The sequence below is a fragment of the Agromyces sp. NPDC004153 genome (assembly GCF_053603635.1).
The window spans coordinates 2,905,387-2,924,869 of record NZ_JBSGFY010000001.1; the positions used below are offsets into that span (position 1 = coordinate 2,905,387).

Here is a 19,483-nt window from a genome sequence, read left to right on the forward strand (position 1 = left end):
CCCAGGGTATCCAAAACGAGCGCGACCCCGGCGATGCTCCCGGGAATCCGCGCGAACGCACGTATGGTGTCGGTGTGTGGCGGCTCGATCGGAACCATGACGAGGAGGACTTCCTCGGTCCCGAGGCGGATGCCGCAGCCGACGAAGCGACTCCGGAACCCATGCGACAGGACATCACCAGCCCCGACGGCGTGAGCCTCGGCGACCCCGAGCTCGTCGCCGGGAACGTCGCCGAACCCTCGTGGCGACGCTGGCACGGCGAGCTCGCCGAGGTCGGTGGACGCTCCCCGCTGGTGCGCTTCGTCGACACCCCGCGCACGCGCATCGAGCTCTCCACGACGCATCCGGGCGGCCTGCCGCAGTTCATCACGGGCAAGTCGACGCTGCTGTCGAGCCTCATCCGCGACGAGCTCGCCCTGCGCAATGCGCGGCTCGCGGCCGCCGAGATCACGCAGAAGGGCATCGAGCTGCGGTCGGTGCGCGGCATCGAATCGGTGCACCTCGCGATCGGGCTCGCCTCGTGGCGCAACGGCGGCGAGGAGTTCCTCGGACCCGTGCTGCTGCGCCCGCTCGCGATCCGTCGCTACGGCCGCGACTTCGAGCTGAAGCTGAAGGGCCAGCCCTTCCTCAATCCCGCCCTCGCGCGCGAGCTGCGCGAGCAGTTCCGCATCACGCTCGACGCCGACGCGTTCGTGGCGCTCGCCATCACGAACGGCGTGTTCAAGCCGCAGCCCGTCATCGACCGGCTGCGCGGCCTGACCTCCCACCTGCCCTGGTTCCACGTCGCGCCGCGGCTCGTCGTCTCGTCGTTCGCCGAGGTCGGGCCGGCCATGGCCGCGGATGTCGCGCGGCTCCACCACCCGATCATCGACGCGGTCGCGGGCAACAAGGCGGCGCGTGCCGCGATCGCGCAGCAGGGAGAGCGCGTGCGGCCCGTGCCGCAGGACGAGCGGCCGCCGTCGACCGACACGCTGCTGCTCGACGCCGACTCCGAGCAGGAGCAGGTCATCGCCGAGATCGAGGCCGGCACGTCGCTCGTCGTGAAGACGCTGCCGGGCACCGGCGGCACCCAGACCATCGTGAACGCCATCGGCGCGCTCGTCGCGAAGGACAAGCGGGTGCTCGTCGTGGGCGCGCGGCGCGCGAGCCTCGACGGCATCGTGCACCGGCTCGGCCAGGTCGGCCTCGGCGGCGCGGCGGTGACGACGGCGAGCCTTCGCCGCGACCTCATCCAGTCCATCTCGCGCAACGAGAAGGTCGAGCGGCCGCGGGTCGCCGACGTCGACGACGCGCTCGTGCGCCTGCGCAAGGTGCTGCTCGACTACCGTTCGGCGCTCACCCGGCGCGACCCCGAGCTGAAGGTGTCGGTGCTCGACGCCCTCGGCGAGCTCGCACGTCTCGCGGTGCTCGACCGTCCGCCGTCGACGACCGCGCGCCTCGACCACGCCGCGCTCGTCGGGCTCGCCACGGGCCGCGAGCAGGTGGCCCGCGACCTCGCGCGCGCGGCCGAGCTCGGCGAGTTCCGCTACGGACCGGGGGACTCGCCCTGGTACGGCGCCTCGTTCACCTCGTCGGAGGAGGCGGCGCACGCGCACGAGCTCGCGAAGCGCCTCAGCACCACGGAGCTGCCGCGCGTCCTCGAGCGCGGCCGCGCGCTCATCGCGCAGACCCGGCTCCGTGCGTTCGAATCGGTCGCGGAGCTCGGCGTGTTCCTGCGGCTGCTCCTCGACGTGCGCGACACGCTCGACCGGTTCCAGCCCTCGGTGTTCGACCGGCCGCTCGGCGAGCTCATCGCGGCGACGTCCGCGCGGCGCGACTCGCCGGGCATGTCGGGCGCGAATCGCCGCCGGCTGCGCCGCCTCGCGCTGGAGTACGTGCGCCCCGGGGTGCACGTGGGCGACCTCAACGGGGCGCTCCGCGGCATCCAGCAGCAGCGCACGCTCTGGCAGCGGTACTCGGAGGCCGGTGCCATCCCCGCAGTGCCCGTCGGCATCGACGACGTGCACGTGGCCTACCGAACCGTCGCGAGCGACCTCGCCGCACTCGACGCCCCGCTCGGCGTCGTCGGCACGCCGCGGCAGCTGGCCGCCCGCCCGGTGCGGGAGCTCGAGGCGAACCTCGCCGGACTCGCCGCCGAGTCGGAGGTGCTCACCAACCTGCAGGAGCGCACGGCCGTGCTCTCGCGGCTGCGCGACCTCGGCCTCGACCCGCTGCTCGTCGATCTCGCGAAGCGACACGTGCGCGAGCGGGCCGTCGCCGCCGAGCTCGAGCTCGCGTGGTGGCAGTCGGTGCTCGAGCTCATGCTCGCGGGCGACAAGGCGCTGCTCGGCGCGAACACGACCGTGCTCGACCGGCTCGAGGGCGACTTCCGCCTCGTCGACGAGGCGCACGCGTCAGCTGCAGGCCCGCAGCTCGCGTGGCACCTGGCCGAGAACTGGAAGGTCGCGCTCGTCGACCATCCCGACGAGGCCCACCAGCTGAAGCGGATGCTGCGCGGCGACCGCGTGCGCTCCGCCGCGCTGCACGACGAGACGCCGCACCTGTTCCGCACGCTCGCGCCGGTCTGGCTGACGTCGCCCTACGAGGTGCCCGAGATCGACGACGACATCGCGTTCGACACCGTGGTGCTCGTCGACGCCGGGTCGACGACCATCGCCGAGAACCTCGGCGCCATCCGCCGCGCCCGGCAGGTCGTCGCGTTCGGCGACCCGGTGACGCAGACCCCCACGCTCTTCGAGACCGGCCTCGACGACGGCGACCGCGACGGCGGCGCGACCGAGCACGGCGTCGACGCGCTGCACGCCGACTCGGCGCTGGCGCGGCTCGGCGAACTGCTGCCGACCCTCACGCTCACGCGCAGCTACCGCGCCGGCGGCGAGGACCTCGCCGAGCTCGTCAACCGCCGCTTCTACGCGGGCCGCATCGAGTCGCTCCCGTGGGCGGGCAGCTACCTCGGGCACGGCAGCCTCGGCCTGCACTACGTGCGCGGCAACGGGCTGCCCGACGCCGTGACCGGCACGGTCGAGAGCATCGACCCCGAGGTCGCGAAGGTCGTCGAGCTCGTCATGGAGCACGCGGTCAAGCGCCCGCGCGAGTCGCTCATGGTCATCACCGCGAGCGCGAAGCACGCGGCACGCGTGCACCAGGCCGTGCTCGCCGCGTTCGCGAAGCGCACCGACCTCTCGGACTTCATCCTCAAGGACCGGGCGGAGCCGTTCACGGTGCTGACGCTCGAGCAGGCCGTGGCGCAGAGCCGCGACCGCGTGATCTTCTCGGTCGGCTACGGCCGCACGCCGCACGGGCGCCTGCTGTCGAACTTCGGTTCGCTCGGCGAGCCCGGCGGCGACCGGCTGCTCGCGGTCGGCATGACCCGCGCGCGCCGCTCGATGGACCTCGTCTCGGCGTTCCGCCCCGAGGACATCGACGCGGAGCGGCAGTCGCACGGCGTGCTCGCGCTCGCCGAGATCCTGAGCCAGGCCGAGGAGCGCGCCGCCGGGAACGACGACGAGGACGCCGGCGAGTCGATGCTCGGCGACCTCGCCCGCAGGCTGTCGCGTCGCGGCATCCGGGTCAGCGTCGGCCATCGCGGCCGGCTCGCCCTGGCCGCCGCGCACGCCGGCAAGGCCGTCGTGGTCGAGACCGACGAGGCGTTCACGGGGCTCAGCCTGCGCGAGTCGCTGCGGCTGCGCCCCGACGTGCTGCGCCGGCTCGGCTGGCACTACCTGCGGGTGCACAGCTTCGAGCTGTTCGGCAACCCCGAGGCGGTCGCGACGCGCGTCGCCACGCTGCTCGGCAAGCCCGAGGCGCGATCCGCGGATGCCGCGGCCGGCTGATGGCCGAGGAGGAGCGCCAGCGCGTCGAGCGCGCCGGCGGCCGCGCCCGGCGAGCGCGGCTCACGCCCGCTCCGGGCACCGATCCGACGCCCGAGGCGCCGGTGCCGGGCACCGGTGAGCACGGCGAGGAGCGGCCGACGCAGGGGAAGTCCAACGGCAAGGCCGATCCCGATGACGACCGCATCACACGGGAGCGCCCGCCGCACTGGTGAGGTGCGGCCGTGCGCGTACCGCGCGTGGATGCGGGAGCGACGTTCGACTAGTCGCGCCGGCCGGCGCCCTCGCGCTCTCGCTCGCGGTCGGCGGCGAGCAGGTCTCGGATCTCCGACAGCAGCGTGAGCTCGGTCTCGGGCTCGGCCGGGTCGGGCGAACCCGACGTGCGCTTCTCCTCGGCCCGGTCCTTGAGGGTGTTCATGGGCAGCACGAACACGAAGTACACGACCGTCGCCACGATGACGAACGCGATGATCGCGCCGAGCACCGCGCCGAAGCGCACCTCGGCGACGCCGCCCGACAGCGTCGGGATCTCGATGACCAGGGCCGTGTCGAGGCTGTCGGCCTGGAAGATCACGCCGATCAAGGGGTTGATCAGGTTGTTCACGATCGAGTTCACGACGGCGGTGAACGCGGCGCCGATGACGACCGCGACGGCCAGCTCGATCACGTTCCCGCGAAGGATGAATTCCTTGAAGCCCTTGAGCACGGTCCCTCCTGGACGTTCGGTCTCCGACGGCACGTCAGGCCACGCTAGCGGAGGATCCCGACGAGGTCGAACCCGAGGAGGAGCCGCCGCCCGACGCGGAGGAGCCCGACGAGCCCGAGGACGAGCTCGACGAGGAACCGCTCGACGCGGCATCCGAACCGCCCGACCCACCGGAGCCTCCGGACCCGCCGGAGCCTCCCGTTCCGCCCTCGCCGCGCGAGTCGGTGCGGTAGAAGCCCGAGCCGTTGAAGGTGACGCCGATGGTGTTGAAGAGCTTGCGCAGGCGGCCGCCGCACACGTCGCAGACGGTGAGCGCGTCGTCGGTGAACGCCTGGTGGATGTCGAAGGCGTTGCCGCACTCGGTGCAGCGGTAGGAGTACGTGGGCATGTGGGTCTGAATCTTCCGGATCGTGGCGCGCCGCTCAGAACGCGATGATGCGCGTGGGCGTCACGACCCCGTTCACGGCCTGGTCGTGCACCTCTCGCGGCACCTCGTCGACGAACTCGCTGTCGAAGACGACGGCGTACACCGGAGGACATTTTTCCATCGATCCGAGGGTCTTGTCGAAAAAGCCCCGGCCCCAGCCCAGCCGCATGCCCGTGCGGTCGACCGCCGCGGCGGGCACGAGGATGAGGTCGACGTCGTTGATGGCCATCGGCCCGAGGAGCTCGCCGTCGGGCAGCGGCACGCCGTGCAGCCCGATCGACTCGGTCTCGTCCTCGCCGACGGTCCAGTCCAGCAGGCCGTCCTCACGGGTCACGGGGAACAGCACGCGGATGCCGCGGGCCTCGGCCCAGTTCACGAACGGCCGCGTGTTCGGCTCGGTCGGCATCGACAGGTAGCACGACAGCGACTCGGCCTCGGTGGTGCCGACGAGCTCCTCGAGGCGGGCGGTGAACCCCTCGGTCGCGAGCTCCCGCTCGTGCGCCGGCATGTTCTGCCTGCGCTCTCGGAGTTCGGCGCGCAGCACGCGCTTCTGGACGTCCGGATGCTCGGGCATGCCACACATCCTAGGGCGGCGCAACGTGGCGCCCCGTCCCTGCGTGCCGCCGCGACATCCGGATACGCTGTCCGCATGACTCAACGGATCACGAAGGCCGTCATCCCTGCGGCGGGCCTCGGGACGAGGTTCCTCCCGGCGACCAAGGCGATGCCGAAGGAGATGCTCCCGGTCGTCGACAAGCCTGCGATCCAGTACGTCGTGGAGGAGGCCGTCGCCGCCGGGCTCGACGACGTCCTCATGATCATCGGGCGCAACAAGAACGCGCTCGCCAACCACTTCGACCGCGTCGCGGAGCTCGAGTACACGCTCGAGACGAAGGGCGACGACTCCAAGCTCTCGAAGGTGCAGGAGTCGAGCGACCTGGCCGACGTGCACTTCGTGCGCCAGGGCGACCCCAAGGGCCTCGGCCACGCGGTGCTGCGGGCCCGCAAGCACGTCGGCGACGAGTCGTTCGCCGTGCTGCTCGGCGACGACCTCATCGACGCCCGCGACCCGCTGCTCACCCGCATGCTCGCCGAGCACGGCAGGCGGAATGCCACGATCGTCGCGCTGCTCGAGGTCGACCCGGCCTCCATCCACCTGTACGGGGCCGCCCAGGTCGAGGCGACCGACGACCCCGACGTCGTGCGCGTCACGGGCCTCGTCGAGAAGCCCGCCGCCGACGTCGCGCCGTCGAACCTCGCGGTCATCGGCCGCTACGTGCTGAAGCCCGAGGTGTTCGACATCCTCGAGCGCACCCCGCCGGGCAAGGGCGGCGAGATCCAGCTCACCGACGCGCTCATGGAGATGGCGGGGGACCTCGACGGCGCGGGCGGCGTCTACGGCGTCGTGTTCCGCGGTCGCCGCTACGACACGGGCGACAAGCTCGACTACATCAAGGCGGTCATCCAGCTCGCCGCGGATCGCGACGACCTCGGCCCCGAGCTGAAGCCGTGGCTCGCCGAGTACGTCGCCGGCTTCGAACGGAGCTGACGATGGCGACGGCCGCGATCCCCACGCTGCGTGACGGGGACGTCACCCTGCGGCCGATCCGCGCGCGCGACGCCAAGGTGCTCGAGCGCGTTCTGCTCGACAACCGCTCGTGGCTGCGCCAGTGGGAGGCGACCTACCCCGGCGGCGGCACGGTCATCGACACGCGTGCGAGCATCCGCAACCTGCTCGCCCACGCCCGCACCGGGAACGCCCTGCCGTTCGTCATCGAGGTCGACGGCGAGCTCGTGGGCCAGCTCAACGTCTCGTCGATCACCTTCGGCTCGCTGTCGTCGGCGACGATCGGCTACTGGGTGTCGCAGGCCCACGCCGGTCGCGGGATCACGCCGACCGCCGTCGCCCTCGCGACCGACTACTGCTTCTCCACGCTGCGCCTGCATCGCATGGAGATCTGCATCCGTCCCGAGAACGCCCCGTCGCTGCGCGTCGTCGAGAAGCTCGGCTTCCGCTACGAGGGCCTGCGGCGGCGGTTCATCCACATCAACGGCGACTGGCGCGACCACTTCTCGTTCGCGCTCGTGGCCGAGGAGGTGCCGCGGGGCGTGCTGCGCCGCTGGCACGAAGGACGCGTGCCCGAGGACGCCGCGCGCATCAGTGCCGAGGACCGTGCGGCCGCCGCGTACCCGTTGCACGTCGCCGATCGCTGAACACGCGCGCGTCCAGCAGAGTCATCCGTCCGCGTTGTCCTAGCGTGGTCGCATGGACGTGATCGGCGGGGGCGTGCTGGTGGCAGCGGCCGCCGCGCTCTGGATCGCGTACCTCCTGCCGAGCTGGCTGCGCCGCCGGCAGTACCTCGCGACCGAGCGCAATGCGGTGCGGCTGCAGCAGACGCTGCGCATCCTCGCGGAGACCGCCGAGACGCCCGAGGCCGTGCGCGTCGAGGCCACCGCGCGCGAGGTCGCGACGCAGCAGCGCATCCTGCACGAGCACGAGGTCACCGCCCGGCTCGCCGCCGAGGCCGCCGAGCACCTCGCGATCGCCGAGCGCCGCGCCGCCGAGGAGGCGGCCGAGGCCGCGCGCGAGCTGGCCGCGTCGGCCGCGCCCATCACGGAGCCGATCCCGACGGTCGCGCCGGTGTCGACGGGCACTGCGTCGACGGGTGCGGCGTCGGCGGGCGCGGCGTCGACGGATGCCGCGAGGCGCCGCCGCTCGCTCCGCCGCCGCCGTGGGCTCTCCTCGCTGCTCCTGCTCGCCGGGCTGCTCACCGTCGTCGGTGGGCTCGTCGCGGCGGCGTTCGGCGCGTCCCTGCTCATCGCGGCCGGCGGCGCCCTCGCGATGGTGCTCGCGTTCACGTTCCTCGTCGGACTCGCCCGCGTGCGCATCGCCGCACCCGTCGCGGCCCCGGTCGCCGTGCCGGAAGCGGAGCCGTTCGAGCCCATCGAGCTCGTCGAGGATGAGCCCGAGGACCACGGCTGGACGCCGCAGCCGCTGCCCAAGCCGCTCCACCTCTCGCGCGGCACGATCGCTGCGGCCGCCATGGCGTCCATCGAGGCCGCCGAGCAGCTGCGCCGCTCCTCCGTCGAGGCGGAGCTGGCGCGCCGCGCCGAGGAGCTCGAGCCGGCGGTGCCGTCGATCGAACGGCCCGCCCGCGGGACCGAGGCGCCCGCGGCATCCGGTGCCCCTGCTGTCGCTCGTCGCGAGGCGCATGGCACGCTCGAGGCGGAGCCGGCGAGCCCGTATGCCCGCATGGGCATCGTCGAGGAGGCGCCGCCGGGCTTCGGCGACCTCGACGCCGTGCTGCGCCGCCGTCGCCAGGCCGGTTGAACGTCGGACCGACCGACGGGCGACCCGTCCGGCCCGAGCCGGCGGGTGGTCATTCCCGCGCGCCGAGTGGTGATAGAGTCGTTCACGGCTCGGGCCCATGGCGCAGTTGGTAGCGCGTCTCGTTCGCAATGAGAAGGTCGGGGGTTCGAATCCCCCTGGGTCCACCGACGCGAGGTCGGCTTCTTCGGAAGCCGACCTCGCACTGCTTCCGGCTACCCCTTCGCGGCGAGGTACTGCTCGTGCACGCCGGCCGGGATGCGGCCGCGGGCGGGCACGTCGACGCCGTTGTCGGCGGCCCACGCGCGGATCTCCTTCGGCGTCGCGCCGCCCGAGCCGGCGGACGAGGAGCGTCCGCCGCGGCGGGACACGCTCGTGCGGCGGCCGGCCTTGACGTACGGCTCGAACGTCGCGCGCAGGGCGGCGGCGTTGTCGGCCGACAGGTCGATCTCGTACGCGGCGCCGTCGACCGCGAAGGCGATCGTCTCAGCGGCGTCGGTGCCGTCGAGGTCGTCCACGAGCGTCACGATGGTCTTCTTCGACACGACGGAAGTCCTTTCGTCGGGAGACGGCGCAGGGGCGCCGGTGCTGGTCCCGAGCCTAGTCCCGCGTTCCCGCTGCGTCCCGCTCATACACGGCGACGCGGGACGACTCGATCGGATGCAGCGCGGTGAGGACGAACCCGCGCTCGCGCAGCACGGCGACGTCGGGGTCCGCGCCGCGACGGCTCCGCAGCACGACGAGGACGCGATCGACGCCTTCGAGGCGATGGTCGACCACCGAGAGGGGCGCCGTGACGTCCCACAGCCCGTCGGTCTCGTCATGGGAGCGGACGAGGGCCAGGTCCACGAGACCGTGGAAGCCCTCGGGATACGTGTACATCGCGAGGCGGGGCCGGAGGGACGGTCGGACGCTCTCGTCGAACACGATCCCGTCCCCGACGACGGAGTGCTCCGCGACGACGGCCGAGACCGATTGCCAATCGGTGCCGAAGTTCTTCGCGTAGGGGAGGCGCTGGTCGACGATCGCCGGGAGCGCGAGCGCCGCGATCAGGGCGGCGGCGATGACGTGCGACCGCCGCCACGGCAGCACGGAGACGCCGACGGAGATCGCGATGGCCGCCGCGGGCGCCGTGAGCACGAGATAGCGCGCGGTGTACACGGGCGTCGCGAAGGCGGTGACGAGCAGCAGCGCGGCGGCGGGGATAACCGCCCAGGCCGCGCTCAGCACGAGCAGGCGCGTGCGTCCGCGCCACGACGGGTCGTGCCGGTGGACGACGGCGGCGGCGATGCCGATCGCGATGAGCACCCAGCCGGCGAACGCCAACGTCGGCAGCATGAACCACGGCGCGACCACCACCGTCTCGAAGGTCACGGCGGGCTGGCTGCCACGGAACGCGACCTGCCGTCGTTGCAGCACGGCGATCACGCAGATCGGCACCGCCAGCACCACGGCGCAGGACCATGCGAGGAGGAAGGGGCGGATCCGCGGCGTCCGGGCCTCGCGTCTGCGGCGGTCGAGCGTCCCGGCGACGACGGCGACGACGTGCACGGGCACGAGGAGGATGACGTACAGGAACAGGTATGTGCCGAGGGCGAGGCCGCCGGCGTAGACCCACCACCACGCGCCACGAGCCCGCAGATCGACGAGGCGCAGCAACAGCAGGGTCAGCCAGACCGCGATGGCGACCGCGAACGGCGTCGGCCGGGCTTCGACGGCGATCTGGGCGACCCGCGGCAGCACGGTGAACACGGCGGCCGCGACCACCGCGACCCCCCATCCCGCTGACGTGCGCACCAGCAGGTAGAGGCCCGCGGCAGCCGTCCCGATGGCGAGCCCCGAGGGAAGTCGCAGGGCGAACGGCGAGGTGCCGACGAGGTCGATCCAGAAGTGCAGGAGGGCGTAGTAGAACCCGTGGACGGCGTCCACCGTGCCGAGCACCGCGAAGAGCGACGGCCACTCCCGCTGCGCCGACATGATGCTCGCGGCCTCGTCGCCCCACAGCGAGGGGATCCACGAGCCGGCGAGCGCGACCGCGGCGGAGGCGCTCCCGACGACGGCGGCGACGCGGCCGTCACTCCACGTGGCCGCGGAACGTGCCGACTCCGCCGACGGAGCCGCGAAGGTCAACACCTCGGCCATCGCCATCGCCTCTCGTTCGAGCGTACGCCGAGCAGTCGTCGTCCGGAACGGATCGTGCCTTCCGAGCGGCTCGGCACTCGGGCATAGGCTGGTCGGGATGTCGCAACCGCCAACGCCCGCGCCGCAGCCGCCCACGCTGTCGATCCCGCTGTCCGATGCCAAGCGCTGGCGCGCGTACTGGGTGTGCGTGGCGGTGGCGGGCCTCACGATCCTCGACCTCTCGAAGGTCAACGTGGCGCTGCCGTCGATCGAGTCGGCGTTCGATGCGAGCTCGACCGAGCTGCAGCTCATCGTCTCGGGCTACGTGCTCACGTTCGGCCTCACGCTCGTGCCCGCCGGCCGCATCGGCGACCAGCGCTCGCGTCGCACGCTCTTCGTCATCGGCCTGACCCTCTTCACGCTCACGAGCCTCGCCTGCGCCCTCGCGCCGAACGGCATCGTGCTCCTCGTCGCCCGCCTCCTGCAGGGCGTCGCGGCCGGCATCCAGATGCCCCAGGTGCTGGGGATCATCCAGCAGCTCTTCCGGGGCCCCGAGCGCGGCAAGGCGTTCGGCCTGTTCGGCGCCACCATCGGCATCGCGACCGCGTTCGGCCCGACGCTGGGCGGCCTCGCCATCGCGATCGGCGGCCCCGAAGACGGTTGGCGCGGCATCTTCTGGATGAACGTGCCGCTCTCGCTCATCGCGATCGCGCTCGCGCTGTGGCTCCTGCCCGAGACACGGCTCCCGTCGACGCGGAAGCTGCAGCTCGACCCGGTCGGCCTCCTGCTGTTCGGCATCACCGTGGTGGCGCTCATGTGGCCGTTCCTCTTCACCACGGGCTCGCCGACCGACAACCCCGCGCGGTGGTGGCTGCTCGTCGTGTTCGTGTTCGCCGCCTCCGCGTTCGTCGCGTGGGAGCGCCACTACGCGGCGACCGGCAAGCATCCGCTCGTGCCGCTCTCTCTGTTCGGCGTGAGCTCCTACCGCAACGGCACGGTGCTCGCGTCGGCGTACTTCGCCGCCGCGCCGTCGATGTTCCTGCTCACCACGCTCTACCTGCAGCACGGCCTCGGCCTCGCACCCGTCTTCGCCGGGATGGTGAGCATCGGCTTCGCCCTCATGAGCGCGATCTCGTCGTGGATCGGCGGCAACCTCGTGAACCGGCTGGGCCGGCCGCTCGTCGTCTGGGGCCTCGCGACCGTGCTCCTCGGCATCGGGTTGCTCGTGCTCGCGGCGCTGTACACCCCGGCCGACCTCACGCCATGGGCCATGGCCGGTGCGATGGTCGTAGCCGGCTTCGGCGGCGGCCTCGTGATCTCGCCGAACCAGACGCTCGCGCTCGCCGACATCCCGGTGAAGCAGGGCGGCCTGGCCGGCTCGGTGGGCCAGCTCGGGCAGCGCATCGGCACCGCGGTCGGCACGGCCGTCGCGCTGTCGCTCTTCTACGCCACGATCTACCGCGAGACGGGCATGGCCGACACGCAGGACCTCTCGGTGTACCACGACGCGTACGGCTTCGGCATGACCGCCGTCGCGCTCTTCGTCGCGATCGCGTTCGGTGTGGGCCTGCTCGACCTCGGCGCGCGCCGCCGGCAGCAGCGCTCGCTGTCGAAGGACGCGGTCGAGGTCGCGGCCGACTGAGCGGGGTCAGCGGATCGCCAGGATGCGCGCCCGCTCCTCCTTCGGATAGTGCTCGATGGCCGCTCGCAGCGCGACGCGCGGCATCGTCGCGGCGTGCCCCTCCACGAACGCCGTGAGCCGGTCGCGGTCGACGTCGCCCGCGGAGCGCAGCACCCAGCCGAGCGCCTTCTGCACGAGCGGCTCGGGGTCGTCGACCAGCGTCTCGGCGAGCTCGAACGCATCGTCGGCCTCGCCGCGCTTGAGGAACGCGAACGTCGCCACGAGCGCGGTGCGGCGCTCGGGCCAGAATCCGGATGCCGCGAGCCGGGCGAGCGGCGCCCGATCGCGATCGAGCAGGTAGCCGCCGACCACCTGCTGCGCGGCGAGGTCGACGAGGTCCCACTGGTCGATGCGGTCGTGACGGCGGAGGTACAGCTCGTAGAGGTCGGCCCGTCGTTCGGATGACGTGCGACGGTGCGCCGCGGACTTGCCCATGATGCTGCACGCGAGCGCCCGCACCTCGTGCGTCGGCTCCTCGAGCAGCGCCTCCAGCTCCGGGACGGGCAGGTCGAGCGCGGTCTTCGCGAGGTCGAACACGGCGCCCATCCGCACGCCGATGAACGGCGCGTCGGGATCGGGCGCGAAGTACCTCGTGTACTTCGCGCGTTCCTCATCGCTCGCCATCCCCTCGAGCGTGGCGACGAGCGTCGCGGCATCCGTCATCGTGCCTCCCGATCGGCCGCGCCCCGCCGGCGGCTCCGGCTCTCAGCGTACGACGGCGGCGCCCTCGGCGGCGGGCGCGTCGGAGAACGCGAGCTTGGGCACGAACGCGAGGAGCACGGCGGCGACGGCCGCGGTCACGCCGCACACGAGCCACACGGTGACGTAGCCGGCGAAGGAGCCGGCCGTCGACGTGGCTGCATCGCCGGCCGCGCCGAGCAGCGCGATGCCGAACACGCACGAGGCGATCGCACCGCCCACGGTCTTCACCGAGTTGGTGAGTCCCGTGGCGACGCCGGTCTGGTGCGCGGGCGCCGCCGCTGCGGCGGCAGCGGGCAGTGCGGCGACGAGGGCGCCCGAGCCGATGCCGGCGATGATCATGTTCGCGAGCACCTGCGCGTATCCGTCGTGGAACGGCAGGAACAGGAGGTAGCCGAGGGCGACGAGCGAGCTGGCGCCGATGAGCGCGATGCGCGGGGTGACCCAGCGGGTGACGAGCGGGAACAGCATGGCGCCGACGACGAGGGAGAGCACGTAGGCGCCGACGAGGAGGGAGGTCTGGAAGCTCGTGGCGCCGAGCCCGTACCCGACCTCCGCGGCATCCGTGCGCGCGAACGTGGAGAGCGGCGCCTGCGCGCCCAGCACGCTGACACCGAAGAGGCCCGCGGTGAGGAACACCGGCCAGAGCGACGGCGAGCGGAACATGCGCACGTCGATGAGCGGGTCGGGGTGGCGCAGCTCCCAGCGCGCGAACGGCACGACGAGCAGCACGCCGAGCGCCACGAGCGCCCAGCTCAGCAGGTCCGCCGGTCCGTTCAGGCGCATGAAGCTGAGGCCGCCCGTGAGCGCCAGGAGCGCGAGCGAGATGATGACCAGGCCGACGGTGTCGAGCGAGCCGCCCGCGAGGTCGGGCGACTCCTTCACGCCGACCCACACGACGAAGAAGCACGCCACGACCGCGATCGCAGGCACCAGCAGGAGCACCGTCATCGGCAGCACGTCGGCCAGCGCCCCCGCCGAGAGCGCACCGGCGATCGCACCGAGCTCGAGGGCCGCGACGAGCAGACCCGCGGCCTTGCGCGTCATCGCGGCCGGACGCTCGGCCGAGCGGCTGCGCGACCAGATCAGCGCGACCTCGAGCGGCAGCCAGACCACGTAGAAGCCCTGCAGCGCCCACGCGACGAGGAACACCCAGAACTGGTCGGTGAACGCCAGCGCGGTCGAGGCCACCGCCGTGATCGCCGTCGACCACAGCAGCATGCGCTTGTGGCCCACCATGTCGCCGAGCTTCGCGAACGCGGGCACGACGAGCGCCGAGAGCATGAGTTGCGTGCCCTCGAGCCAGTTCACGTCGGCGTCGTGGATGCCGAGGTGCCGCGCGATGTCGGTGAGCAGCGGGGTGTAGTAGCCCTGCAGGATGCCGCTCGTGAACTCGACGAACGCGAGGAAGCCGACGATCGCGGCGACCGGTCCGAGTCTGGCAGCGCGCATCTTCGCGACTCCTTCGGGATCGGGGGTGGAATCACCCTAGTGGGTCGGATGCCCCACTTCCGCAACCTGCCCGCGGCCGGCCCCCGCCGCCGGTCCTCCGTCGTCGTTCAGGGAGGTGATGAGCGCCCGATGGAACCGCTCGCCGCGCTCGAGGCTGTCGATCGTCACGTGCTCGTCGACCCCGTGGATCGCCGCCCGCTGGCCCGCCGTCATCGCGATCGGGGCGAAGCGGAACACGGCCGGCGAGAAGCGGTGGAACCACCGCGAGTCGGTCGCCGCCATCATGAGGTACGGCGCGGTGATGGCGCCCGGGTAGGACGCGTCGACGGCGGCGGCGATCGCGGCGAACTGCGCGGTGTCGGTCGGCGACTCGGGCGACGGGTCGCTGCCCTCGACCACCTGCACGTCGACGGCCGGGTCGCCGACCACGCGCCGCACGCGGGCGGCCGTGGTGCCGACGGTCTCGCCCACCGCGATGCGCAGGTTGAGCGTGGCCGCCGCGCGCGCAGGGAGCACGTTCGGGGCCGACCCGCCCTCGAGCATGGTCGCGGCGACGGTCGTGCGCACGAGCGCCGCGGGCTCGCCGTCGAGGCGCGCGAACAGCCGCGCGGTCAGCCACGGTGTCGCGGCGAGCACGCGCAGCGCGAGGCGGACCGGACCGCGCGTGTGCGGCGCGAACGTCGACAGCATCGTGCGCAGCGACCGCGGCGTGCGCTTCGGGAACGGGTTCGGCGACAGGCGGTGCACCGCGCGCGCGATGCGTGCGGTGGCCGTGGTCGCGGGCGGCGTCGACGCATGCCCGCCCTCGCCGAGCGCCGAGAGCCGCACCGTCACGATGCCCTTCTCGCCGACGCCGACCATGGCGGCGGGCACGTGCACGAACGGCAGCGGCGCGTCGACGACGGCGCCGCCCTCGTCGAGCACGAGCCACGGGATGATGCCGCGATCCTGGAAGAGGTCGGCGGCGGCCCGGGCGGCGGCGCCGTGGCTCTCCTCGTTGCCGCCGAACGAGAGGTACACGTCGCGCTCGGGCACGAATCCGTCGGCGAGCAGGTTCTCGACGGCCTCGAGGATCACGAGCAGCGGACCCTTGTCGTCGAGGGTGCCCCGGCCCCAGACGGAGCCGTCGTGGATGCGCCCCTCGAAGGGCGGGAACGTCCAGCCGTCGTCGTCGACGGCCGGGACGACGTCGAAGTGGGCCATCAGCACGACGGGGTCGTCGTCGCCCGAGCCGCGCCAGCGGTAGAGCAGCCCGACGTCGGTGACCTGCTCGAAGGCGAGGTGCTCGTGCACGAGCGGGTAGAGCTCGGCGACGAGGTCGCGGAACCGGTCGAAGTCGACGAGTCCGCGCTCGTCGAGCTCGGCCGACACCGTCGGCAGCTGCACCATGCGCGAGAGGCGCTCGGCGGCGCCGGGCCGCACGGTCACGGGGTCGGGCATTGCTCCACCATATTCGAGCGGATGCCGCGGGTGCGTCTCGATACGCGTCGCCTTCGGCGGCGCTCCTCGACGACCAGGGGCGGCGCTCAGGCCGCGAGGTGCGCAGCGGGCGCGAGCAGCGCCGAGAGCTCGGTCGACGAGAGCTCGCGACCGAACGCCGGATGCCCCGGCTCGAGGGCCCGGCCGGCGGCGAGCGGACCGCCGTCGACGGCGTCGAAGCCGATGTCGTCGATGATGCCCGCGAGCACGGCACGCGCCTCGGGGTCGTCGCCGACCACGGCGATGGCACGGCGCAGCGGCGAGCCCGCGTCCATGCTGTCGTCCTCCATCTCGTGGTATCCGAGGTGGTTCAGCGACTTCACGACGCGCGCCAGCGGGTTCCTGGCCGCGTTGATCTCGCTCGTCGAGCGCTCGTCGGCGTCGACCGAGTCGATGTGGCCGTCGACCGGCGGCCAGTAGTTCATGGCGTCGACGACGACCTTGCCGCCGAAGTCCTCCCACGGCACCGTGCCCGCCTTGCCGAACGGCACGGCGACGATGATGACGTCGGCCTCGGCCACGAGCTCCGCGGGCGGGAGCACCCGGGCGCCGGGCGCGACCACCGAGACGAGCAGGTCGAGCGCGGTCTGTCTGGGCGAGCCGGTGATGCGGACCTCGTACCCGGATGCCACGAGGAGTCGGGCGAGCGCGGTGCCCACCTTCCCCGCACCGAAGATGCCGATGACCGGCCGGTCCGTCACGTCCACGTCTCCATTCTCGCCGACGCGCTGGATCCATGCGCCGACATCCACCGGCAACGCCCCTTCGTCGCCGCGCATTCCCACGCCGCCGCGCATTCCCGCGCGGGCGCCGGGGGAATAGTCTCGGGCTCACGTGGGTTCCGGTGGGATGCGTACGCATGGAGACGCGGAGATGGGGCAGGACATGGCCGAGCGCTACGAATTCGGACTCGACACCTTCGGCGACGTGACGGTCGCGGCCGACGGGTCGACGCTCACGCACGCGCAGGTGCTGCGCAACGTCGTCGACGAGGCGGTGCTGGCCGACCGGCTGGGCCTCGACTTCTTCGGCGTGGGCGAGCACCACCGGCACGAGTTCGCCGTCTCCGCGCCGGAGGTCGTGCTCGGCACCATCGCCGGCCGCACCGAGCGGATCCACCTCGGCTCGGCCGTCACCGTGCTGAGCTCCGACGACCCCGTGCGCGTGTTCCAGCGCTTCGCCACGCTCGACGGGCTCTCGGGCGGTCGTGCGGAGGTCATCCTCGGACGCGGCTCGTTCATCGAGTCGTTCCCGCTCTTCGGATTCGAGCTCAACCAGTACCAGGAGCTGTTCGAGGAGAAGCTCAACCTCTTCTCCGAGCTCATCACGCAGGAGCCGGTCACCTGGACGGGCGAGCTGCGCGCACCGCTCACCGACCAGCTCGTCTACCCGCCCGTCGAGCACGGGCACCTGAAGACGTGGGTCGGCGTGGGCGGCAGCCCCGAGTCGGTCGTGCGCGCCGCGCACTACGGCCTGCCGCTCGTGCTCGCGATCATCGGCGGCAGCCCCGCCCGCTTCGCGCCGCTCGCCGACCTCTACCGCCGCGCACTCGACCAGTTCGGCCACCAGCCGCAGCCCGTCGCCGTGCACTCGCCCGGCTTCATCGCCGACACCGACCAGGAGGCGCTCGACACGCTCTGGCCGCACTACAAGGTCATCATCGACCGGATCGGCAAGGAGCGCGGCTGGGGCCCCGTGACCCGGGAGCACTTCGAGGGCGAGGCGGGCCCGAACGGCGCGCTCTACGCCGGATCGCCCGAGACCGTCGCGCAGAAGATCGCCGCGGCGATGCGCGCGATCGGTGCCGTGCGCTTCGACCTCAAGTACTCGAACGGCACGCTGCCGCACGAGGCGATGATGGGCAGCATCGAGCGGTACGGCACCGAGGTCGTGCCCCGCGTGCGCGAGCTCCTCGCGGCATCCGATGCGGCCGACGCCGAGCTCGACGCGCTCGCCGCGGCAGATCGGGCGGATGCCGCGGCCGCCGCCGAGCAGCCCGCGGAGTAGCCGGCGGAGTCGGTCAGGCGGTGCCGGGCGCCGGCTTCGCCGCCCGGCGCCGCACGGCCGCGCGGAACCACGTGGCGTCGGGGACGCGTGCGAGGAACGTGCCCGCGATGATCGTGATGAGCACGTAGGCGGTGGCGAGCGGGGCGATGCCCGGCGCGACGCCGGCCGTCACCGCGATGCCCGCGATGACGATCGAGAACTCGCCGCGCGGCGCGAGCGCGAAGCCCGCACGCCACTGGCCGAGCGTGCCGACCCCGGCCCGCCGCGCGGCGTAGGCGCCCGAGATGAGCTTCGTGACGATCGTCACGATCGCGAGCCCCAGAGCGGGCAGGATCATGGGCACGAGCTTCGACGAATCGGAGGTCAGGCCGAAGAACACGAAGAACGTCGCGGCGAACAGGTCGCGCAACGGCGTGAGCACGGCGCTCGCGTTGGCCGCGACCCGCCCCGACAGCGCGATGCCCACGAGGAACGCGCCGACGGCGGCCGAGACGCCGACCTGGGCGGCGAGGCCGGCGACGAGCATGGTCAGGCCGAGGACGCCGAGCAGCAGCGGCTCGTACTGGTCGGCGGGGAACAGCCGCGACACGACATGGCCGTGCCGGAGGGCGACGTAGAGGATGAGGGTCACGACGGCGACGGCGATCGCCACCGAGATCGCGCCCTGCAGCACGCTCACGCCGATGACGATGGCCGAGAGCACCGGCAGGTAGAACGCCATCGCGAGGTCCTCGATGACGAGGACGGCGAGGATCGCCGGCGTCTCGCGGTTCGACAGGCGACCGAGGTCGCGCAGGAGCTTCGCGATGACGCCCGACGACGACACCCACGTGACGCCGGCCAACGCGACGGCGGCCACCGGGCCCCAGCCGAGCAGGATCGCCATCGCGGCGCCCGGGAGCGCGTTGGCCAGCGCGTCGACGATGCCGGGCACGCGGGCGGACTTCAGGCTGCCGAAGAGCTCGGTCGCCGTGTACTCGAGGCCGAGCAACGCGAGCAGCAGGATGATGCCGATCTCGGAGCCGGTCTGCAGGAACTCCTCGCTCGCGTCGAGCGGCACGAAGCCGCCCTCGCCGAAGGCGAGGCCGAGCAGGAGGTAGAACGGGATCGGCGAGATCCCGATGAGGAGCGCGAGACGCCCCAACAGGCTCATGCCGAGAAGCAGCGCGCCGACTTCGATGAGGAGCAGCGTGGTCTCGTGCATGCGGCCCGCCTCAGTCGGGGCCGTTGGAGAGCAGCCGGGCTACTCCGTCGAGTCCTTCACGAGTGCCGACGGCCACGATGACGTCGCCCGCGCGCAGCGGCTCGGCCGGCGTCGGGGAGGGGATGATCGCGCCGTCGCGGACGATCGCGACGATGGACGCGTGCGTGCGCGTGCGCGCCTTCGTGTCGCCCAGCGTCCGGTTCAGGTACGGCGAGTCCGTCGGCAGCGCGATCTGCTCGGTGTAGAGGCCCGCGGTCTCATCGCTGAGGGCCGTGAGGCGGCTGAGCATGACGGATGCGCCGAGCACGTCGGCGAGGGCCGCGGCCTCGTCGTCGTTCAGCGGAATGGAGTCACGGCAGGCGTCGGGGTCGTCGACGTCGAAGACGCCGAGGTCGCGCTCACCGTCCCGGTGCGAAACCACGCTGATCCGTCGACCGCCTTCGGTGACGAGGTCGTGGCGGAAGCCGATCCCGGGGAGATCGACCTTCTCGATGTGAATACCCACGAGGCATATGGTAACCCCGCTGGAGGGTGCCTCCGGCAGTGCGC

Annotated in this window: 18 protein-coding genes and 1 tRNA gene; 8 read left to right on the plus strand and 11 right to left on the minus strand. The window is 72.6% G+C overall.

Annotated features, from left to right (window positions below):
* Window positions 1–74 precede the first annotated feature (74 nt).
* Window positions 75–3,833 carry an AAA family ATPase gene (locus tag ACWEOH_RS13765; RefSeq protein WP_452031748.1) on the plus strand — a complete coding sequence of 1,253 codons (3,759 nt, stop codon included), beginning with the start codon at window positions 75–77 and terminating at the stop codon, window positions 3,831–3,833.
* On the plus strand, window positions 3,833–4,045 hold the full coding sequence (locus tag ACWEOH_RS13770; RefSeq protein ID WP_452031749.1) for a hypothetical protein: 213 nt from the start codon (window positions 3,833–3,835) through the stop codon (window positions 4,043–4,045). Before ACWEOH_RS13765 ends, ACWEOH_RS13770 begins: the two co-directional genes overlap by 1 nt.
* Window positions 4,046–4,092: 47 nt before the next feature.
* Here ACWEOH_RS13770 and mscL read toward each other — a convergent pair whose 3' ends face one another.
* The 3 genes from mscL to ACWEOH_RS13785 are packed head-to-tail and all read right to left on the minus strand — an operon-like array spanning window position 4,093 to window position 5,537.
* The gene (gene mscL, locus ACWEOH_RS13775) at window positions 4,093–4,536 is read right to left on the minus strand and encodes a large conductance mechanosensitive channel protein MscL (protein WP_452031751.1); all 444 of its coding nucleotides are present in this window, start codon (window positions 4,534–4,536) and stop codon (window positions 4,093–4,095) included.
* 34 nt (window positions 4,537–4,570) lie between these two features.
* Window positions 4,571–4,924, minus strand: coding sequence for an FmdB family zinc ribbon protein (locus tag ACWEOH_RS13780; RefSeq protein WP_452031753.1), 354 nt, complete (start codon window positions 4,922–4,924; stop codon window positions 4,571–4,573).
* A gap of 34 nt (window positions 4,925–4,958) precedes the next feature.
* Window positions 4,959–5,537: a 5-formyltetrahydrofolate cyclo-ligase gene (locus tag ACWEOH_RS13785; protein WP_148734008.1), complete on the minus strand. Its 579-nt coding sequence runs from the start codon at window positions 5,535–5,537 to the stop codon at window positions 4,959–4,961.
* 75 nt (window positions 5,538–5,612) lie between these two features.
* Here ACWEOH_RS13785 and galU point away from each other — a divergent pair, with 75 nt between their 5' ends.
* The 4 genes from galU (at window position 5,613) to ACWEOH_RS13805 (ending at window position 8,458) form a co-directional block, all read left to right on the plus strand.
* Window positions 5,613–6,512, plus strand: a complete 900-nt coding sequence (gene galU, locus ACWEOH_RS13790) for a UTP--glucose-1-phosphate uridylyltransferase GalU (RefSeq protein WP_452031755.1) — start codon at window positions 5,613–5,615, stop codon at window positions 6,510–6,512.
* 2 nt (window positions 6,513–6,514) lie between these two features.
* Complete coding sequence (locus ACWEOH_RS13795; RefSeq protein WP_452031757.1) at window positions 6,515–7,177, plus strand: GNAT family N-acetyltransferase; 663 nt, start codon at window positions 6,515–6,517, stop codon at window positions 7,175–7,177.
* A gap of 52 nt (window positions 7,178–7,229) precedes the next feature.
* Window positions 7,230–8,294, plus strand: a complete 1,065-nt coding sequence (locus ACWEOH_RS13800) for a hypothetical protein (protein WP_452031758.1) — start codon at window positions 7,230–7,232, stop codon at window positions 8,292–8,294.
* A gap of 91 nt (window positions 8,295–8,385) precedes the next feature.
* Window positions 8,386–8,458: transfer RNA gene (locus ACWEOH_RS13805), tRNA-Ala, on the plus strand.
* A 48-nt stretch (window positions 8,459–8,506) separates the two neighbouring features.
* On the opposite strand, the gene ACWEOH_RS13810 is transcribed toward ACWEOH_RS13805, so the two are convergent.
* Both ACWEOH_RS13810 and ACWEOH_RS13815 read right to left on the minus strand, forming a co-directional pair.
* Window positions 8,507–8,836 carry a histone-like nucleoid-structuring protein Lsr2 gene (locus ACWEOH_RS13810; RefSeq protein ID WP_452031760.1) on the minus strand — a complete coding sequence of 110 codons (330 nt, stop codon included), beginning with the start codon at window positions 8,834–8,836 and terminating at the stop codon, window positions 8,507–8,509.
* A gap of 55 nt (window positions 8,837–8,891) precedes the next feature.
* Complete coding sequence (locus ACWEOH_RS13815; RefSeq protein ID WP_452031762.1) at window positions 8,892–10,433, minus strand: glycosyltransferase family 39 protein; 1,542 nt, start codon at window positions 10,431–10,433, stop codon at window positions 8,892–8,894.
* A gap of 97 nt (window positions 10,434–10,530) precedes the next feature.
* Here ACWEOH_RS13815 and ACWEOH_RS13820 point away from each other — a divergent pair, with 97 nt between their 5' ends.
* The gene (locus tag ACWEOH_RS13820; RefSeq protein ID WP_452031763.1) at window positions 10,531–12,054 is read left to right on the plus strand and encodes an MFS transporter; all 1,524 of its coding nucleotides are present in this window, start codon (window positions 10,531–10,533) and stop codon (window positions 12,052–12,054) included.
* Window positions 12,055–12,060: 6 nt separating this feature from the next.
* Here ACWEOH_RS13820 and ACWEOH_RS13825 read toward each other — a convergent pair whose 3' ends face one another.
* From ACWEOH_RS13825 to ACWEOH_RS13840, 4 genes are all read right to left on the minus strand, one after another.
* Entirely contained in the window at window positions 12,061–12,756 is a 696-nt protein-coding gene (locus ACWEOH_RS13825) for a DNA alkylation repair protein (protein WP_452031765.1), read from the minus strand.
* A 42-nt stretch (window positions 12,757–12,798) separates the two neighbouring features.
* Entirely contained in the window at window positions 12,799–14,244 is a 1,446-nt protein-coding gene (locus tag ACWEOH_RS13830) for an MFS transporter (RefSeq protein ID WP_452031766.1), read from the minus strand.
* 36 nt (window positions 14,245–14,280) lie between these two features.
* Complete coding sequence (locus ACWEOH_RS13835; protein WP_452031768.1) at window positions 14,281–15,684, minus strand: M20/M25/M40 family metallo-hydrolase; 1,404 nt, start codon at window positions 15,682–15,684, stop codon at window positions 14,281–14,283.
* A gap of 86 nt (window positions 15,685–15,770) precedes the next feature.
* Window positions 15,771–16,430, minus strand: a complete 660-nt coding sequence (locus ACWEOH_RS13840) for an NADPH-dependent F420 reductase (protein WP_452031770.1) — start codon at window positions 16,428–16,430, stop codon at window positions 15,771–15,773.
* Window positions 16,431–16,608: 178 nt separating this feature from the next.
* Here ACWEOH_RS13840 and ACWEOH_RS13845 point away from each other — a divergent pair, with 178 nt between their 5' ends.
* On the plus strand, window positions 16,609–17,730 hold the full coding sequence (locus ACWEOH_RS13845) for an LLM class flavin-dependent oxidoreductase (RefSeq protein ID WP_148734019.1): 1,122 nt from the start codon (window positions 16,609–16,611) through the stop codon (window positions 17,728–17,730).
* A 13-nt stretch (window positions 17,731–17,743) separates the two neighbouring features.
* Here ACWEOH_RS13845 and ACWEOH_RS13850 read toward each other — a convergent pair whose 3' ends face one another.
* Window positions 17,744–18,934, minus strand: coding sequence for a cation:proton antiporter (locus tag ACWEOH_RS13850; RefSeq protein WP_452031772.1), 1,191 nt, complete (start codon window positions 18,932–18,934; stop codon window positions 17,744–17,746).
* Between the two features lie 10 nt (window positions 18,935–18,944).
* Window positions 18,945–19,439: a cation:proton antiporter regulatory subunit gene (locus ACWEOH_RS13855; RefSeq protein WP_452031774.1), complete on the minus strand. Its 495-nt coding sequence runs from the start codon at window positions 19,437–19,439 to the stop codon at window positions 18,945–18,947.
* Between the last annotated feature and the right edge of the window lie 44 nt (window positions 19,440–19,483).

Bases quoted from the DNA above. Each gene is read 5' to 3' on its own strand.
- ACWEOH_RS13770 (WP_452031749.1), top strand. From the start codon at position 3,833: ATGGCCGAGGAGGAGCGCCAGCGCGTCGAGCGCGCCGGCGGCCGCGCC.
- ACWEOH_RS13780 (WP_452031753.1), bottom strand. From the start codon at position 4,924: ATGCCCACGTACTCCTACCGCTGCACCGAGTGCGGCAACGCCTTCGAC.
- ACWEOH_RS13785 (WP_148734008.1), bottom strand. From the start codon at position 5,537: ATGCCCGAGCATCCGGACGTCCAGAAGCGCGTGCTGCGCGCCGAACTC.
- galU (WP_452031755.1), top strand. From the start codon at position 5,613: ATGACTCAACGGATCACGAAGGCCGTCATCCCTGCGGCGGGCCTCGGG.
- ACWEOH_RS13795 (WP_452031757.1), top strand. From the start codon at position 6,515: ATGGCGACGGCCGCGATCCCCACGCTGCGTGACGGGGACGTCACCCTG.
- ACWEOH_RS13800 (WP_452031758.1), top strand. From the start codon at position 7,230: ATGGACGTGATCGGCGGGGGCGTGCTGGTGGCAGCGGCCGCCGCGCTC.
- ACWEOH_RS13815 (WP_452031762.1), bottom strand. From the start codon at position 10,433: ATGGCCGAGGTGTTGACCTTCGCGGCTCCGTCGGCGGAGTCGGCACGT.
- ACWEOH_RS13820 (WP_452031763.1), top strand. From the start codon at position 10,531: ATGTCGCAACCGCCAACGCCCGCGCCGCAGCCGCCCACGCTGTCGATC.
- ACWEOH_RS13825 (WP_452031765.1), bottom strand. From the start codon at position 12,756: ATGACGGATGCCGCGACGCTCGTCGCCACGCTCGAGGGGATGGCGAGC.
- ACWEOH_RS13830 (WP_452031766.1), bottom strand. From the start codon at position 14,244: ATGCGCGCTGCCAGACTCGGACCGGTCGCCGCGATCGTCGGCTTCCTC.
- ACWEOH_RS13835 (WP_452031768.1), bottom strand. From the start codon at position 15,684: ATGCCCGACCCCGTGACCGTGCGGCCCGGCGCCGCCGAGCGCCTCTCG.
- ACWEOH_RS13845 (WP_148734019.1), top strand. From the start codon at position 16,609: ATGGCCGAGCGCTACGAATTCGGACTCGACACCTTCGGCGACGTGACG.
- ACWEOH_RS13850 (WP_452031772.1), bottom strand. From the start codon at position 18,934: ATGCACGAGACCACGCTGCTCCTCATCGAAGTCGGCGCGCTGCTTCTC.